The sequence below is a fragment of the Paenalkalicoccus suaedae genome (genome assembly GCF_006965545.2).
GTDB classification, from domain to species: domain Bacteria; phylum Bacillota; class Bacilli; order Bacillales; family Salisediminibacteriaceae; genus Paenalkalicoccus; species Paenalkalicoccus suaedae.
Map to the genome: position 1 here is coordinate 3,076,536 of NZ_CP041372.2, position 19,106 is coordinate 3,095,641.

At 44.6% G+C, this 19,106-nt stretch carries 11 protein-coding genes; all 11 read right to left on the reverse strand.

The annotated features are described in order from the left end of the window. Positions 1-432 precede the first annotated feature (432 nt). A complete protein-coding gene (locus FLK61_RS16210) occupies positions 433-1,605 on the reverse strand; it encodes a DUF418 domain-containing protein (protein WP_176010403.1) in 1,173 nt (390 codons plus the stop codon). 854 nt (positions 1,606-2,459) lie between these two features. Further along, a complete protein-coding gene (locus FLK61_RS16215; RefSeq protein WP_176010404.1) occupies positions 2,460-6,242 on the reverse strand; it encodes a chitobiase/beta-hexosaminidase C-terminal domain-containing protein in 3,783 nt (1,260 codons plus the stop codon). A gap of 382 nt (positions 6,243-6,624) precedes the next feature. Continuing rightward, complete coding sequence (locus FLK61_RS16220; protein WP_176010405.1) at positions 6,625-7,566, reverse strand: 5-oxoprolinase subunit C family protein; 942 nt, start codon at positions 7,564-7,566, stop codon at positions 6,625-6,627. Then, complete coding sequence (locus tag FLK61_RS16225; RefSeq protein WP_176010406.1) at positions 7,563-8,300, reverse strand: LamB/YcsF family protein; 738 nt, start codon at positions 8,298-8,300, stop codon at positions 7,563-7,565. The genes FLK61_RS16220 and FLK61_RS16225 overlap by 4 nt, the downstream gene beginning before the upstream one ends. Continuing rightward, complete coding sequence (gene pxpB, locus FLK61_RS16230) at positions 8,293-8,970, reverse strand: 5-oxoprolinase subunit PxpB (protein ID WP_176010407.1); 678 nt, start codon at positions 8,968-8,970, stop codon at positions 8,293-8,295. Before pxpB ends, FLK61_RS16225 begins: the two co-directional genes overlap by 8 nt. A gap of 19 nt (positions 8,971-8,989) precedes the next feature. Further along, the gene (locus tag FLK61_RS16235) at positions 8,990-10,789 is read right to left on the reverse strand and encodes a sensor histidine kinase (protein ID WP_176010408.1); all 1,800 of its coding nucleotides are present in this window, start codon (positions 10,787-10,789) and stop codon (positions 8,990-8,992) included. Continuing rightward, on the reverse strand, positions 10,789-11,790 hold the full coding sequence (locus FLK61_RS16240; protein ID WP_176010409.1) for a BMP family ABC transporter substrate-binding protein: 1,002 nt from the start codon (positions 11,788-11,790) through the stop codon (positions 10,789-10,791). Before FLK61_RS16240 ends, FLK61_RS16235 begins: the two co-directional genes overlap by 1 nt. Before the next feature lie 557 nt (positions 11,791-12,347). Further along, positions 12,348-15,104, reverse strand: coding sequence for a phosphoenolpyruvate carboxylase (gene ppc, locus FLK61_RS16245; protein ID WP_176010410.1), 2,757 nt, complete (start codon positions 15,102-15,104; stop codon positions 12,348-12,350). Between the two features lie 274 nt (positions 15,105-15,378). Beyond that, complete coding sequence (locus tag FLK61_RS16250) at positions 15,379-16,683, reverse strand: Zn-dependent hydrolase (RefSeq protein ID WP_176010411.1); 1,305 nt, start codon at positions 16,681-16,683, stop codon at positions 15,379-15,381. A 186-nt stretch (positions 16,684-16,869) separates the two neighbouring features. Further along, complete coding sequence (locus FLK61_RS16255) at positions 16,870-17,049, reverse strand: hypothetical protein (RefSeq protein WP_176010412.1); 180 nt, start codon at positions 17,047-17,049, stop codon at positions 16,870-16,872. A 346-nt stretch (positions 17,050-17,395) separates the two neighbouring features. Next, a complete protein-coding gene (gene putP, locus FLK61_RS16260) occupies positions 17,396-18,877 on the reverse strand; it encodes a sodium/proline symporter PutP (protein WP_176010413.1) in 1,482 nt (493 codons plus the stop codon). Positions 18,878-19,106: the final 229 nt, after the last annotated feature.

Below are 19,106 nucleotides of genomic sequence, written 5' to 3' on the forward strand. Positions count from 1 at the left end.
ATTTAAAAAGAACATAAATACAATAAATAAATTAAAAATCCTTAAAGTATAGCAACGACCTTTTACCTTGTTATAAGAATTAAAGGCATGGGCTCTTGTAATTAAAAATCCGTTACCTTCGATTCTGCGAAGCACAGGCTGGCGTCTCCTAGAGGGGCACTTCCGCGCAGCGAAAATCCTTTTGCACGACCGCTGGGCGGGCAAAATAGTTGAGCTAGCACCTTAGGAAAGTGCCAGCCGAGAACGCAGGAGAATCGATACTGAAAACTAAATTCCAGCCAGTTTGATCTAAAAAGTGACGAAAGAGTTTGCTTCATAGATGGTAACACAGTTTGAAAGCTTCATCTTGAATTTGATGCCGCAAGATTATATTTTTTTCAAAAAGAAGAGACGGATGAGAGCATGAATAGCTCTTGTCCGTCTCTTTGTTTATTAAGATAGTTTGCCGTAGGTGATTCTGCGCCAGATGTACTCCATTGGGCCGTAGCGATATTTGCTTAAGTACAGTGGGCTTAGCCAGAGCTGTAAGGCGATGATCACTGCTACGATGAGCATGTTTTGTGCCATGCTGATTTGGCCGAAGAAGCCGGTCAATTGAACGAAGAGAACAATTAGGACGGTATGCATGAGGTAGTTCGTTAATGCGATGCGTCCCATTGCTCCTAGTCGCGCAGTTAATCCTTTTAGTTTGCCTGCGCTGACGATTAGCACAAGGGTTGCCATATAGCCGAGTGCAAGTGGCAGTGCGCCGATTCGTAGGATAACGTCATATAAGAACATGCCATTTGCTGTCTCCAGGCTTGCTGGATGTGCTAATAATAGTAGCACCATAAATGGAATTGCTGTGATGTATCCAATGATTGCGAGTCGTTTAAATAATGTACGTTTACTAGCTAGATCGACGAAGATCTCTTTTTTAGCAGCATAGAAGCCTAGTAAAAAGAGTCCTAATGTGTACGGAATGAGGAATGGTGCACCTGATACGACCATAGATACTTCATTCTCAAGTCTAAATCGGAACCACTCCACGGATATACCGTTTGCGTAAGCAGCTTGAGCTTGGCTAATGAGTTGCATACCCTGAGCTTGCATGGGCGTCAAAAATGCCTCTGGTGTGAGCGCGCTTGAGGCTAGGATTAAAAAGAATAGTGTTAAAAGTCCTATTGCCCAGATGAGTGCTGTTTTTGCCTTTACGCGTAGAAAAAAGAGTAAGAAGATTCCCGATAAGGCGTATGTAAAGAGGATGTCCCCTACCCAAAAGAAAATGAGGTGAAGTAGTCCAAACACGGCGAGTCCTGCCATTCTTCTTAGGAAAAGTCTTTTTTCCGGCAATCCTTTTTGAGCAGCTCTAGTCATGAAGATATAAAAGCCTACACCAAAAAGAAAAGAAAATGTGGAGACAAAGGATCCGTCTACAAATAGATTGATTAATAATCTAATGGTGGAATCAAGCTGTGTTTCATCAGCAACGGGGATGCCGTAGCTTAGTTTAAAAAAGCCTAGTGACGTCATGGCGTATACGTTTGCGATTAAGATTCCGATTAAGGCAAAGCCTCGGATGACGTCGAGTGAAGCTATGCGTTCATTTTGGTTAATAGCTGTCATGGTGCCACTCCTTTTGTATTCCAGATTCTTCTATTGTACAGGGGATGTGGGTTTTGGGCAATAAGGTTTGGGTGGTACGAATGCTTTCTACACGTATGTAAATAAAGTGCCAACTAGTTCCATCAGCTCTTCGAGCTGTCAGCCCTCCAGACACTCTGCGACATCCATAGGGCCGGTCTTTGAGCTTCCTCGTCAGCAGGAGTCGACTGCCGTCTCCTCCTAACCGCCTTCCTGTGAGATCTGGGAGACCTCTTTCCCCTATGAATTGTCTCCAAATGTCCTCCGGGTCTTCCATCTCTACGTACAGGTGAAGAAGGAGCGTTCTCCTGCAAAACTTTTGGATTTTACAGCACGGCAGTTAGGCAATTAGATTTTATGAACCGTATACAAATTATATGAACGTTGCAGCTACTAGCAACACTATTCCTTAGCTAAAAGCTAGGCAACGCACCACGCCTAGTAACCTGTAAAATAAGGAGTTCAAGGTACTAATGAAAGGACTGTGTCCCTTCGGACTTTTTCTAAAGAAGCTTAAGAGGAGGCAGACTCGGAGAATGCTCGGAGACAATTAGCAGGATCAGGCTTGCGATAAGACCACGCAGGATGGCGCTTAGAGGGAGACGATAGTCGACCTCTGCCTGACGAGTAGGCTTATCGTAAGACCCTGCTAATGTCGTAGGGCGTTCGCAGAGCTGACTCCTCTTACTCCATACGATTAAAACTAGTTAGTACTCTAGCAGCTCTGGCTCGCTAGAGCTGCACTAATCACTTAGCTAGTTGGCACTTCAGCATCTATAGTTTGAAGGCGATGAAAAACCCCCGCCTCCTAAGAAAGGAAACGGGGGTACTATCATTTATTGCTTTGTGATCTCAACGTCATCAATTAATAGATGATCGCCAAGTGTGTTACGTACAGAGAAGATCAGTTGCATATCTCCTGCACCCGGTGCTGTAAAGCTCCAGTTTACTTGCTGCCATTCGTCTGAATCAACAATTGTATACGCAGAATACGTACCATAGTTATTACCGAAATAGCCTGGTGCAAAGACAGCGTTTCGTACTTCGCCTTGTCCTTTTACCCAGAACGATACGTCATACGTTGCGCCTGCTTCCATCGAATAATCTGCTGAGGAGAAGCGTTGGTGAGTTGTGTTATCACGAACGAGCTGGACAGAAGAATCTCCTGAGCGAGCTTCGTCAGATTGTACAACGCGTGACTGCGCAAAGTTAGAAGATGATCCAAACCATCCTTCTGGTAAACCACCGCTCCAACTTTCAAAAGAAGCATTGGAGAGGTTCTCGATCGGCTCGGATACAGATGTGACAACGACTGTTAGTAGCTTCACTGCTGTGTTGCCGGCTGCGTCTGTCACCGTGTAGCGAATCGAGTACGTACCTGGGCGAGTCGTGTCGACTCCTGATGCATCAACCGCTACTTGATCCGTTACGTCGCCATCAACATTATCGATTGCTGTAACTGCTGGAATCTCAAGCGTCTCCCCTGCTGCGATTTCGATACGAGGGCTAGCGTTTAACGCATCGTCCTCGAATGTGATGACTGGAGCCTCCACGTCACCAAGATCGAAATCTGGATCAATGTTTGGTAGCGTCAGTTGAACAAGCATTGGATCGTGGTCACTTGCTCGGCCGTGCACTTCCATGAATTGCGAGTTAATATTCATAACATCAACGTCTAACCCTTCTTGTAGGTGGCTAGAAACGTAGATAGAGTCTAGTGATTGAGAACTTCCGTTAAAGCTATACGTAAACTGTTGATTACGGTCTACTTCATAAATAGCATTGTAAAGCATGCCATCATTCTCTAACGCTTGCAGTGGTGGTGACCATGGGAAATCGTTGAAGTCACCTAGTACTACGACGTTTGCGTCCTCTTGATTACGCTTAAGTTCCGCGATGAAATCAGAGACGAGAACAGCAATCTCTTCACGCTGAACGCGGCTTCCTTGTGTTGCCGGTTGCTCCATACCGAAAGGCGCTAAGTCACCACGCTTCGAGTTCCAGTGGTTTCCAACCACATAAACAGATTCTCCTTTAAAGATAAACTCTGTCATGATTGGCTTACGAGAAGAACGGTACGCACTGTTTTGTGGATCAATTAAACCTGATACATAGTTTAATTCTCCATTTTCGTCAAATGCAAGCGCATCTGTTGCAGTACCCTTCTCACCTGGCGCAATAGCTACACGGTCTGTGCGGTAGAGGTAGCCGACGCGAATGTTACCGCCTGGAATACCACCGTCGCGACCATCAACTGGTGCGATATCAGTGAATCCGTACTGTGGTCCACCTAGGAGCTGAATTTCATCGATAAGACGCTGATAGCTCTCACTGGCGTCTGTGTTGCCACTGTCAGTTGCTCCATCGTTGTCCATGACCTCGACTAAACCGATGATATCAGGAGCATTTAGTTCATTTGCCATAGATGCAGCGAGGCGGCGTGTCTTTTCTGCCGAAACCCCGTTGTAGTAGTTTTCAACATTATATGTTGCAACTGTCAGCTTATCTTCATCAAACTCAATAGTTGTATTCTCGCGACGCTCTGCGCCACCATCCTGTAGCTCAGGCAAGGCGCCTACAGGCTGGACTTTGAAGTTACCAAAGTTGTAACCGACAACTCCCTGAATCGACTCTTCAAAGTAATCACCTGTTTTTGCTACATAGTTAAACGGTGCATTTACAAACATGATTTCCGTGTTTAAGTCTGTTTCTGTTAAATAAACGCCTCCGTCATCCGTGCGGTTCTCAAGTCCGAATTGCTCAGAGACAACGGTTAACTCATTGTATTTTTGTGGTCCAGTGATCGTCACCTGACCTGGAATTTCTACAAGCATTCCTTCTAAGCTTTCATAGAAGTCTAATGCATTGTTTTCGGCATCAAATGTCGCTGGATCGTAAATATCATACGCGTTAGGATTTGCTAAAAGCTCACTTGGAATATCGCGGTCCACACCGATAACAACTGGTGCTGGAAGATCATTTCCTTGTGATAGCACGTCGGCGCTTGATCCAACGATTTGAGTCGTTGTTAAATCATCGTTACCATCAAAGCCTTGTTCTTCAAATTCCGTTACACGTCCATCAACGGCAACTTCATCCCCAACAGCTACTTGATGCTGCGGATAGAAAACAAAGATACCTTCTGACGTGTTTACGTTACCGTCAGATTCTGCAGTTTGGAAATAGAATCCATTGTTGCGTGTGTACGTAACAATACCTGGTACGTCACGAACTACTGCATTTTCGTAAGGAGAAATGTGCTGAGCTCCTTGAATATCATAAATCTGTAAGGAACCTGCTTCTGCAAGAACCGTGTAAGCATAGTCTCTTACAACACTCTCCGTCAGGCCATCTTTTACAGCTAAGGCACGAATGGTCGTGTCAGCAGTAATCGTGATAGGACTTGAATATACGTCACTATCTGCCGTTGGCGTTGAGCCATCTGTTGTGTAGTAAATTGTTGCTCCGTCTGTAAATGTAGATAGACGAACCTCTGTCCCGACAGCAACTTCACCAGCGCCTGGAGTTGCTACGACTGGTTGTACGACAGAAATATCTTCAATTAAGTCTTCATCAAAACGTGGCATGAGCTTATGCTCGAAGAAGTGATAGTTGACGACACCAGTCATCACATCATAATCTGTATTTGCCGTAACGTTTGCATCTGACCCTAAAACGCGGAATGCTCCAGTAGCATCCTCTGCATCAAAGTCATCAAACGCTGTGTTGCTTAAAACAGATGCATCTTGAATTTGGATAAGCTGTGCATCAAGCTCTTCTGCTCGCTCTGTAAACTCTGCAGCAGTAACGAGCTCAGGCTGCACACTATTTACATTAGCTCGTACAAGCTCCGAATAACCATCTGTGCTTGATACGATAATTTGTAGGAAATCACGGAATGCTTCAAGGTTACCTCCGAATTCGACAAGGTCACCAATTGCATACTGTGAGCCCAGTCCTGGACCGCGTACAAGAATACCTGCAGTCTCATCTTGAATGTACATATTCGTTTGACCACCAGCTTCAAATGCTGCAGTTACTTCCCCACGCACGCGGTGATACGTATTTAAATCTGCCTGCTTTACTTCAGCAATCGTCGATCCATCAAATGGAGGATCTACTGGCTCCTCTGGGTCTGTTGGGTCTTCAGGATCAGCTGGATCCTCAGGGTCAACGGGCTCCTCTTCCTCACGAAGGTCAAAATCTACCGTGACGTCATTAACAGAGATCGTCCCTGCCTTCCCAGTTAAATCATCATTTTTATGTTCGATCGTCACAACGGATCGATTCTTTTTTACTACTTCATAGTCAGTAATTTTAGGGTTTACCATTGTTAAGTCAGAAAAAATGAATGCGACATCAATCATTCTGTCTGGGTGAATCCCTGCTGGATACGTTTTATCAAATGTCACTTGGAAGCTAGTTGCATCAACCTGCTCCACGCTTTCTACAACTCGATTTGGTCCGCCCGCATGTGCAGGTGGTCCACCGTTTCCATTGCCATTGCCTTTGCCTTTACCGTTATTCGCCATTGCTGCTGGCATAAATGTTGTCATAAGTAAGATAAACACTAAGCCTACTGCAAGAACTTTACGAATGTTTTTCCACTGAAGCTTCAAGCAAATTCCTCCCCATACCCTATGTAGTTTGCCCATACGTTGAGCAATGCAAGTATAGCAAAGGCTTCTTCTCTTTCCCATAGCTTCAAAGCCTTGTCATGCCAATGGCATAAACATTGTTCCGTGGAAAAAGACTCATTTTAGACAAATAAGACATACTCTTTGACGGAGTATGTCTTATTAATGAAGGAATTCACTATTTTCTTAACATTGTGTTATTACCAACATGTACTATTTAAAAGGTAATAATTAGTAATAATAAGTACATGAACTGCTAAATGAAACCGTTATCTTATAATACGTTTATTAAAAGCACGTCTAAATACTCATTTCATGTAATAATCTCAAAAAAATAAGACTTAAGTCTGTATAATTCGTCTTCTTATGAGTCAGCAAAAATAGAGAATCTCTTCCATATAGATTCCATCTTTCGAAGCTCTCGCTGTGCATCTTGGACGGATATTTGTTCGAAATTAATTTTATCTCCGGGCTTTCTTTGAGCAAGCCTTGGCAAATCAACACGAGCAATCGTACCTATCCTGGGATAACCGCCAGTCGTTTGGCGATCCGCCAAAAGAATCATCGGGTACCCTTCCCCAGGGATTTGAATCGTCCCCATTGTCGTTGCGTCGGAAATAATATCCGCAATGAGTGGTTTAATTGGGCGCTCGCTCGTTAAACGATATCCCATTCGATCAGACTCGGTCGTAATCGTATAGGTTTGCAAAAAGAATCGCTTCACTTGTTCATCGACAAATGCATGTTCGTCCGGACCTGTGATTACGCGAAAAGATTTATCTTGATAAACGTCTAGTAGAGATGCTACAGGTCTTCTACCAGATCTAACCGTGTTTTTGGATAAGTAACTGTGAAGCTCTTGACCACGAGCTAACTCATATCCAGCGTTTAAAGAAGCATATGTGGATCTGCTATTTAGCGTTTTTTCAGATGCTATCCCTCCAGCTACCGCTAAATAGGCGCGAACGCCAGACTTCACTTCACCAAAGGCGAGAAGTGAACCCTTTTTAATATGCGTGCTTTTAAATGGCATAAGTGGGTTTCCATCAATTGTAGCTCCTAAGTCTGCACCACCAATTGCAATTGTAACATCCTCTAATGCACGAAGCGTTGGACCAAGTAGCGTCATTTCTATAGTAGCAGCCGACGACTTGTTACCAACTAGCTTATTTGCAAGCTTGTGGGCCCACGTATCCATCGCACCACCTACAACGATCCCATACTCTTGGTGACCACTTCGCCCTAAGTCTTGTACAGTCGAATACAACCCTGGTTTTTCTACATAAAATACGGCTTTTTCTCTCATAAATTAGCTGCTCCAACAGGAATATTTGCGGCTTTAAGTGCTTCGCGAAGAGACGCGGCAAACGTTTGGACTCGAGGGGAATCACCGTGGAGACAAATCGTATTTACTTGCACAGATACACTCTCCCCAGTTCTTGCTTGCACATAGCCATCCTGTATGGCTTGGATTGTTCTAGCTACTGCGACGTGCTCATCTTGTATGACGGCTTTGGTCTCACTTCTTGGAGTCAACGTTCCATCTGCCTCTAGCATACGATCAGCAAAAAATTCGTTTGCCGTTTTCAGCCCTTCTTTACGAGCATGTGTGAGCATGCTACTAGTAGAGAGACCGATTAACGTGGCGCGAGGAGCAACATTCTTCACAGCGTGCACGATTGCCCGGGCATAGTCCTCTCGACGAACCGCCATATTATAAAGCGCTCCATGAGGCTTCACATGCTTCATTTCTATTCCTTCAGCTTCACATAACGTTCGCATGGCACCTAGCTGATACATCAGGATAGCCACGAGCTGCTCTTCTTCAATTTCTACTTCTCGTCTCCCAAATCCCTCTTTGTCTAGGAAACCTGGGTGTGCACCAACTGCTACACCATGCTTTTTGGCTTGCTTAATCGTTCGAAGCATCAATTCAGGGCTGCCTGCATGAGCTCCGCACGCAATGTTTGCAGAGGTGATATACGGAAACACATGTTCATCGTTAAATCCTTCTCCTACATCACAGTTAAGGTCAATCATGACTGTTCACCTCCCGTTCAAATTGTGCTAAAGATATTGATCGAAATTTAATACAGTCAAATGCTCGCAGTAATACGGGCGGATGCTCGTCCGATTTTAATAAGCTTGTTGGAGTGCGTCCGATAATATTCCAGCCTCCTGGTGAGGTAACTGGATAAATTCCTGTCTGACCACCAGCTATCCCAACAGACCCCGCTTCAATGAATGATCTCGGTTTACTATGTCTTGGTGTATGGAGCTTTTTATGTAATCCACCTAAATAAGCAAAGCCCGGCAAAAAGCCGAGCATGTAAACAAAATAAACAGGCTTCGTATGAAGATTAATAAGTTCTTCTACCGTCAGCTTGTTTGTTTCACAAACCGCGAGTAAGTCTGGAGCTACTGTCTCCTCATAGCACACTGGAATTGTATGCACTCTCGTATGAGGAATGTGCCGCGCATGTTTGTAAGTAGAAAGCGTCATGTCAATCACTCGCTTTATCTCATCATACGTCTGACTAAACGGATTGTAGTACACAGTGACTGCCGTATAAGTCGGTACGATCTCTTCAAACTCTCGTCGTTGCTTTAAAAGGTGATAGATATCTTGAATGCGTCTGTTTGTTTGCATTGTGATCGTTTGACCAACCTCTATTCGTATGGCACTATCTCCAAGTGGTTGCATGCGCATGATTTTAAGCTACCTCCTTTTAGTCTATCGGAAGCTCAATACGGAAGGTCGTCCCATTAGAAGACGTTTCCTCTAAAAATAGTCTGCCATTATGCGTGTCTACAATTCGCTGTGCAATCGTTAACCCAAGCCCAGTCCCTCGAGATTTAGATGTAAGGAATGGCGCAAATATGTCCTGAGCGATATGCGTTGGAATACCAGGTCCATTATCAATAATATCTACGCAATACGTATTATTCTTACGCGCTGATTTGATATAAATTGTCCCTTTACCATCCATCGCTTCAGCACCATTACGAATTAAGTTATGGAATACCTGCTTTAACTGCTCTACATCCATATCTAACTCGACTGGCTCCAAATCAACCTCTATATTAATCTGTGCAAAGTTAGGCTGTCCCTTAAGTAACGGGATAATATCATTCATCATCGTCTCAAGCTTTACTTTATGAAAACGTGGTGCACTTGGCTTCGCAAGCATGAGCATTTCTTCGATAATAAAGTTTATACGCTCAAGCTCTTTAAGAAGGAGGGGAACGTGATATTTATTGAGTTGCTCCTCTTCTAAAGATTGATTCATTAAGGTCAAAAAGCCGTCGATTACTGCTAGAGGGTTGCGAATTTCATGCGCTGCACCAGCAGCTAGTTCTCCAATTAAAGCCAATTTCTCCGCCTGCTTAACCTTGTTTTCAAGATTCTCCGTGTCAGTGATATCGACAAAGTAAAATACTTTTCCAACGTCCTTCGTTCCTTCAACGTGAAGCGGAGATTGAGACGTCAAGAAAATCTGCTCTGTTTCTTTCATTTTTATCGGGATTTTTATGTTATGGAACGTCCCTTCTGATTCAAATACATTCCAAAAACGACGTTCATAGCTCGAACGATGTTGATTAGGATGATCCTCTTGAAACACCTCTCCTAAATACCGTCTTGCAGTCTCGTTCATGAACACTTCTTTTCGCTCTTTATCAGCTGTTACTATGCCAATAGGCAACGCGTTTAATACGTTCTCACGGTACTCTTTTTCCTCCGTAATGGTCGTAAAGGATGCTTCTAAACTCTCTGACATTTGATTAATAGAAGCCGTGAGCGACTGTAGCTCAGGCTGATTAATGCCTTCATTCATTTGCAGTCCATAGTCACCTTGAGAGATATCATATAGCTTTTCCTGCATATTCTCGAGAGGTCTTGTTAGTTTAGCACTCAGCCAGTAGGAAAGCCAAATGGAGCCACCAAGACCAAGAATCGTGATCGCAATTAGCCATACGAGCATACCATCGATTGCTGAGCTAAAGGTATTTTGCTCTGCTTCCAAAGATGCTATCACCTGCTCTCTTTTCGATTGAATAAGCTCGGTTATTTGCTCATTTTGGGGATAATACGTGGTTAAGATATTCTCTCTTGCAGCAGCAATGTTCCCAATGTCCAAAAGTGCCTGGACATCATTAATAATCCGAAAGTCCATTAAGCGAATTTGAGTACTTAAGGACTGAAGCTGATCTGGAAGGGTCCCGTTTATCTCTCTTATCAAATCAAACGAATCTTGCCTGATCTGTTCGTAGCGATTCGTAAAATCACAGCAAAAATCATTATCAAAGCCAAATTCAACGAATTGACGCTTACGGTGCATATCCGCTTCCCAGTGAGAAAGCCAAATAAGCTCCGGAACTTCTTCTAATACAAGTGTTTCATTAGCTGACTGTACGTTAGAAATCGTGTGTAAGAAAAAAAACGACAGCGATGTAAACAGGGCTGTCATGGATAGTAAAAACAAAAGTAGCTTTGAGCGAAGACTTAAACGCGGTACAAATGATTTCATTAGTTTCCTCCGGATATTACGTGAATCATCGGGTCTTTTTCCATCTCTTCTGTTATAAACAATACTTCCTCTTCTGTAAACATTGGACCGAGCGGCGCAAGGCTATATACAAGATCTTCTTCTGTAAGGAGATGTTGTTTTGACTCCATGCCTCCAGTCATATAATCCTGCATGATTTTTTCGTACACCTCAGGAATATGAATAAGTAAGCTTGTAAGAACGGTCTCCTCTTGTAAAAACGACTGATCTTCAATAAAGCCAACAATATAAATGCCTTGCTCAGCTGCTTCTTCAATTACAAAGCGGTTAAATAGGTTGCCTCGCGTATAAATCACATCAGCACCGTCTTGAACAAGTTTGTTAAACTGCCTAAGAGCTGCCTGACTATCATCACGAGATGGGACTGTTTCGTGGATGATCTCGGCACGAGAATCATACTGACGTACAAAATTCGTCATCGTATCCTCTCCCTCCCAATCCCCAACCATAGAGAGCACTCCTATTATATTCGACTCGGATTTCTGAAGCCCTGCAAGACCTATGTATTTTTCCAGATTAGTGACATCAAACGTATATGAAGCTTGATTAGGGTGAGTTGGTTCGCCATGAATCGTGACAAATGTTGTCTTAGGGTAATCCAATGCATGGGCAGCAAAGATATCAGAGAATTCCCTACCATGGCCAATAACAACGTTTACTTCGGCATTACCCGCTCTTCTGATTTGCATCTCAATTTGCCCAGGTGTCGTTAAATGACTATGCAATTCCGTTGCGACATCAAACTTCTCCTCTATAAGTAGCTGGCTCCTATACGCCTCGCTACCCCAACTAGAGTCAGCTATGCTATCGGTCGTTAAAATGTGCACGTTAACAAGCTCCTCATTCGAGGAGTTAGATCCTGTGAAGAGTTGATTAGATAATAGTAATAATGATGAGATCGTCAAGATGGCTAGGATTGTGCCTCCTAGTAAAATATAATTTGATTGTCTAGATGAATCCACCTGGCGTTCCCCCCATTTATAGAAAATATGGTAGTTTTCTTTTTATTTTACTATCATATCAAACAATCCTCGACACGGTCTAACAATCATCAACAATTTTTTGCCGTTCTTGTGAGTTTTTTAGCTTTTTTATAGTATAAGTTGCGTTGATTTATTAATGTCAGGTGAATGACATGCCGATTATTGTCTCGTAGAGAGAGGTGCACTAGGTTTGGTAACAGTTCTGTTTAGAGATAATGGTGTCTGTTGCGTGAAGTTATGTGCTTCCTGTAAGGTTTATGTTCCTAAATGAGGAGTTATGTGCCGCATTCTGAAGTTATGGACCTCCTGTAAAGTTATGTTCTTTACTTCTGAGTTATGGACCTCCTGTAAAGTTATGTTCTTTACTTCTGAGTTATGTTCCGCATTTCAAAATTATGTGCCCCATTTAAGTTTTATGTTCCCCATTCCCGAGTTATGGACTCCCTCCAGAGTGACAAACAACTCTCCTAAGTTGCCACATCCGTTCCCACAATAAATAGGAAAGCCCGCACCTCGATGCGAGCTCTCCCTCTAAATCAACCTGTATTTAATAACCCTGCTGCAACGCCGCTGATTGTTAGAAGGACATCTGTAAGAATTTCTTCTGAATGGTCTTCTTCAGCTGTTTCGCGTAGCTTTTTAATTAAATCAACCTGTAAGAAGTTCATTGGATCTACGTATGGGTTACGAAGATGAACAGAGCCTTGAATGTTAGGTACATGATCAAGAAGCTCCTGCTGTTTTGCAATCTTTAAGATCATCTCACGTGTTGTATCAAACTCATTCGTAATTTCACCAAAAATGCGTGACCCGATTTTCTCATCTTCCACAAGCTCTACGTAATGACGAGCCGTTTTTAGATCGGCCTTCATGAGGGCCATTTGAAGATTGTTAATCGTCGATTCAAAGAACGGCCATTTTTCGTACATTTCTTGAAGCAGTTCTACTTCCTTTTCACCCTTATTCGCGAAGGCAGCAAGTCCAGCACCAGCCGCGTACCAAGCTGGGAGCATTTGACGACACTGCGTCCATGCAAATACCCATGGGATCGCGCGCAGATTCTCAAACTTATCGCTATTTTTGCGTGCCATCGGACGGGATCCGATGTTAAGCTCACGAAGCTCGTTTAGCGGTGTTGTTTGGCGGAAGTAAGTAAGGAAGTCTTTGTCGCCAAACACAAGACTCTGATATTTCTTCAGTGCGTGCTCGGAAATCTCCTCCATTGCCTCTTCCCACTCTGGCTTTAGATCTGTTTGCTGGGAGCTGTGCAATTTAGACGTTGCTTGTACAAGCGCAGACGCTGCCTGCTCTAAGTTACGGAAAGCAATGTCTCCGAGTAAATAACGAGAGGATAGTACCTCACCCTGCTCGGTAATCTTTACCCCGTCGCGCAGCGTTTCCACCGGTTGAGATACAATCGAACGGTTTAGCGGACCGCCTCCTCGTCCGAGTGAGCCACCGCGACCGTGGAAGAATTTGAGCCCGATATCGTAATCTCGCGCAATATCGTGGATCTCCTGCTGCGCTTTGAATAGCTTCCAGTTAGCGGTTAATGTACCGCCATCCTTACTTCCATCGGAATAACCTAGCATAATTTCCTGATGATCTCCGCGAACCGTAATATGGTTGCGGTACACCTCCATATCAAACAGCGTCTTCATGATTTCAGGACCAGCAATAAGGTCATCGATTGTCTCTAAAAGTGGTGCAACATGCAGGTTACTCTCTACCGTTCCATCAACGTGAACGCGATAAATGCCCGCTTCTTTTGCTAGTACGAGCACCTCTAGTAGGTCACTAGATGACTGCGTCATACTCACTAAATATACTTCAATCGAACGCTTGCCGAATTCACGGTGCGCCTGTTCGATTAGCTTAAATACGTCGAAGATTTCCGTCGTCTCATCGGAGTACTTTTCGTTCATTAACATAAGTGGACGAGGATCCTTTAATACTTTTTCAAGTACCTTCTGCTTTTTCTTCTCTGAAAGCGAGGCATAGTCATCCTCAATTTGCACGACTTTTAAAAGCTCGGCAATCGCTGTTTCGTGCTCCCCACTGTGGTTACGCACGTCTAACGTCGCTAGGTGGAATCCGAATAGTTCTACTTGACGAATCAGCTTATTCAGCTTCTTTAAATTCGTACCCGGTAGCTGATGCTTGTACGCATTTTCTTTAATTAATAAGAGATCTTGTAGGAGCTCCTCCGAGTGGTCGTAGGCACTCTTGCTGCCCTTCCCGACTTGGCGCAGACGCTTTAAGATGACCGCAAACTTACGGCGATATACCTCATGCTCCAACGGCCACATATCTTTTTTGGTTAGAAAATGCTTTTCTTCTTCCTCTACGTTTTGAATGAAATCAGCATCAATTTCCACACGACTTGTTGAATGACTAAAACGCTTCATCAGTTCAACGAGGGCTTCGTCATACTTTTTAATAGCAAGCTCACGCTGTAGCTTTAACGTTTGCCACGTCACATCTGGTGTGACGAACGGATTCCCATCACGGTCTCCGCCAATCCATGATCCAAAGTGTAAAAAGTTCGGTACCTTCCACTCTTTAGAGGGGAAGTACTCGTTTAATTGATCTTCTAGCTCCTGGTGCACAGCTGGAAGTACGTCAAACAACGTTTGATCAAAGTAATAAAGCCCGTTCTTTACCTCGTCAATTACTGTAGGCTTACGGTGGCGAAGCTCATCTGTTTGCCAAAGCGCTGTTACTTCATTCTCAAGTGACTCCTCAAGATTGCGGCGCTTTTTGTGCGGCTGATACGGATTATCGAGTTTTTGTAAAATAGTCGAAATACGCTTTTGAATCTCAAGCACGGTACGCTTTGTAGCCTCCGTTGGGTGAGCCGTCATAATAAGCTCAATGGAGAGGTCATCTAAGATCTGTTGGATGACCTCCTCCGAATGGTTATCATCTTTTAATGTATGAATGGCACTCTCGATCGAATTCGACTGCACAAGCTCGTCCTTATGGAGACGATACTCCTTCGAGCGTCTGATTCGATGATTTTGTTCAGCAATATTAACTAAGTGGAAATAGATAGAGAATGCTCGAATGACGTTTTGACGAAGCGGTGATTCAAGCTTCGTGATTTCTCCCATCAACTCGTCATATGTAGCCTCGTCAAACTCTTCACGTAGGCCCTTTGATTTCTCACGGATGTCCTCTACTAATTGGAATAATTCCTCGCCACCATGCTTTTTCAGCACTTCACCGAGAATGTTCCCAAGCTTCTTGACATCATTACGAAGCTGGACGTTTGGATCAGTTGTTTGTACCATGCGTGTAACCTCCTAATGAAATCTGTGTATGGCTAACCTTACCCTACTTGCTTGTGATAGAAAAGTCGAGAGAAATGCGCAAGTGGGACAATTTATGTCCGCGAAGACGTAAACTGTCCCACTTCAGCCATACGACTATCATTCTCTCAGATAAGTTATATCGTAACAAAACCTAACGAAGTAATCAATTTTTTCTTACTATTTCGTCAGTTTCTACGTATTAGGTTAAATGCTCCTAGATTACTGTGTTTGAGCGCTTGAGAGCAACGTATGATCAGGTTTCCTTCGACGCAAACGATTCTACGACATGTTTTAATACATGCACAGAGGAGACACAGTCCGTAAGCGTGGTCCATTCCTTCGGATTGTGGCTAACCCCGTCTTTACTTTGTACGAAAATCATCGCCATTGGCATATACTTTCCTATAATCATCGCATCATGACCTGCCCCACTTGGAATGTACATAGGTTCCACGCCAAGCTCACTAGTGATAGCAGCTCCGACAGTCTGCTGCAAATCATCCGCTACTTTCAGTGGAGCAATCGACGTGCTTTCAAAGCTTGATACTTCGATTCCGTATGTGGCTGCTGTCTCCTCTAGAAGCTCTTCGATTGCTTGCTTTAGTGCCACTTTATTTTCTACCGTAATATCGCGCATGTCGACTGTGCAGGTGACGCTGCCAGGAATGACGTTCGATCCGTTCGGATGCACCTCGAGACGACCGACCGTTGCCACCGCCGAGTCACTGATCTGACCAGGAATATTGGGGAGCTTGGAGACAAACGCCCCTGCTGCTACGAGCGGATCTCGGCGATCATTCATCGGCGTATTGCCTGCGTGACCTGCCTCGCCAGTAAAGGTAATTTGTAGCCATGTCGGACCAGCAATCCCCGTCACCACGCCAACCGACAGACCAGCCTTCTCTAGCCGCTTCCCCTGCTCAATATGAATCTCCACGTACGCATCATAAAGAGACAAATCATTATTGATGCTTGTTGCATTAGTTAACGAGAGACCTTGCGCTCGGAGGACATCGTCAAAACTCGTACCAGTGGAATCACGTCTATCAACCTCTTCGGAGAATTCGAGTTCTCTCGTAAATGCCTTGCTTCCCGTCATGCCACCTTGGAATCTAGCCCCTTCTTCATCTGAGAAAATCACGACTTCATACGACTTTGCAGGCGTGTTGCCAGACGCACGAATAGCCTCGGCGACTTCTAAAGCCGCTAACACTCCAAGTGGTCCGTCAAAATGACCACCGTTTGGTACCGAATCCACGTGCGATCCCGAAAGAATGGTTTTGGGGGACGCCCCTTCTAGCCTACCGATCACATTCCCCGCGCCATCTGTACGCACGTCGAGCCCGGCCTCTTTCATCCAAGTTGCTACAAGCTCTTTCGCCGCCTTCTCTTCTGGTGAAAATGCGAGTCGATTCGAGCCGTTATCCTGTGTAAGTCCTATTTTAGCTAGCTCCTGTAAACGTCGCGCTAGTCTTTCGCCTGACACTCCGTTCCGATCTAATGAGTAATCATAGTCAGTTAGTAGCTTTTCGTAAAATTCATTTATGTACGTTGTCATGATGGTATGGTGCCTCCTTCGCGAGCTAGTAATAGTTCTTTATTGTAGCTTGTTTTGGTAGATCGGACAAATTGGGGGGCGGTTTTTTCGGTGGAGTCGCGTGTATGGGTGTGTTTGCGCGGTTCGGGCTGACTTTCGCGCGGTTATCCTCTGTTTTCGCGCGATCACCGTTCTAACTTGCGCGGTTCACGTGTTAACTTGCGCGGTTTTTTCTGCGTTACGCAGTTCAGGCTGTTTTTCGCGCGGTTTCCCTCTACTTTCACGCGATTCACCCTCCAACTCGCGCAATTCACGCGTTAACTCGCGCAGTTTTTTCTGCGTTACGCAGTTCAGGCTGTTTTTCGCGCGGTTTCCCTCTACTTTCACGCGATTCACCCTCCAACTCGCGCAATTCACGCGTTAACTTGCGCGGTTTTTTCTGCGTTACGCAATTCGACCTGTTTTTCGCGCGGTTTCCCTCTACTTTCACGCAATCACCTCTTCAACTCGCGCAATTCACGCTTTAACTTGCGCGGTTTTTTCTGCGTTACGCAGTTCAGGCTGTTTTTCGCGCGGTTTCCCTCTCTACTTTCACGCGATCACCGTTCCAACTCGCGCGATCCACGCGTCAACTTGCGCAGTTAATATCCCGCGCAGTTAACGGTGCACCCTGCGATCACCCACCCCAAAAAAAGGCCGGGGCTCTCTCTTAAGCCCCGACCTTCCTCCATTATCACGTACGATCTCTATCCATCACACGCGCTGCTTCGAATTCTTCCTCCATCTCTTTAGTTGGAGGTGGACCAATGTAGCTAAATAATACAATAAAGATACAGGAGACAACGAATCCAACTACTAATTCATAGAGGGAGAAGAAGCCCGTGTCCTGTTTGATAAAGATCCAAAGGATAACGGAACCACCTCCGGATAACATTCCGGCAAGTGCCCCATTTCTCGTCATGCGTTTCCAGAACAACGAGAACAATACGAGTGGTCCAAACGTAGCACCAAGTCCAGCCCACGCGTAGCTTACTAGTTCAAGAACGGTACTATCGGGATTTTGAGCCATGAGTAGTGCGATCCCCGCAATTAAAATAACACCGCCACGTCCGATCCAAACAAGCTCTTTCTGTGAAGCGTTTGGACGGATCATCCCTTTGTAAAAGTCCTCCGCGAGAGCGGATGACGATACGAGCAGCTGTGAATCAATGGTAGACATGATCGCTGCTAAAACAGCCGCCAGTAACACACCAGCTACAATCGGATGGAACAACACTTGAGTAAACGCTAAAAAGACTGTCTCTGAATTTTCTAAAGGCTGATCGGCGAAGTAGGCAATACCTGTTAGACCAACAAGTACCGCTCCAGTCATCGCAAGGAGCACCCAGCCAATACCGATTGCCTGTGCCTTTGGCAGGTCCTTCATTGAGCGGATCGCCATAAATCGGACGATAATGTGAGGCTGACCGAAGTAGCCGAGACCCCAGCCGATCAACGAAATGATACCAATCGCACCGACGCCACCAAGACTTAGGTTTTGCGGGTCAATTGCGCTAATTTGATCAATCGTAGCACCTGGACCACCTAATTCAATGATCGCAACTATCGGAATGATGATTAATGCTAAAAACATCAGAATTCCTTGCACAAAGTCTGTCCAGCTGACGGCAAGAAATCCACCTAAAAACGTATAGGAAATAATAACGATCGCTCCAACCCACAGGGCTGTTTGCTGATCGAGTCCAAACGAGCTTTCGAATAAAACGGCGCCACCAACGAGCCCTGATGACGTGTAGAAGGTAAAAAAGATAAGGATAAGTAGTGCAGATACGATTCGTAGTGATTTTGATGTGTCTTTGAATCGATTCTCAAAAAAGTCCGGAAGTGTGATCGAATCTCCAGCTATATACGTGTAGGAGCGCAGCCTTCCTGCAACGAACATCCAGTTCACAATCGCACCGACCGCAAGTCCAATGGCGATCCATGCCTCTACTAACCCGGATGCATAAAGCGCTCCAGGCAGTCCTAATAGGAGCCAGCTACTCATATCTGAGGCACCAGCTGATAAAGCCGCTACTCCTGGCCCTAACCGCCTGCCTCCTAACACATAATCAGACAGATTCGTCGTAAGTCGGTAAGCAATCACCCCGAGCGCGAGCATTCCGACAAGATACACAATAAACGTAATGATAATTGGCGTTGAATTATCTACCATCGTACGTTCCCCCTTCGCTGTCTTTTATGATAATCTTCCCTACCTCACCCCTCCTTTCAGAAAATATGTAATATTCTATTATTTCAAGTATACCTTTTCTTGAGCTACTTTTGGAGAAAAAATATTGGAACTCTTTAAACGCTTGTCAGGTGGAGCGAAGCTACCGTATTTTCTGTCCTATATTGTTTTAGTCTAGTAAATACGGGTATCACTCGTAGTATGACTAAAA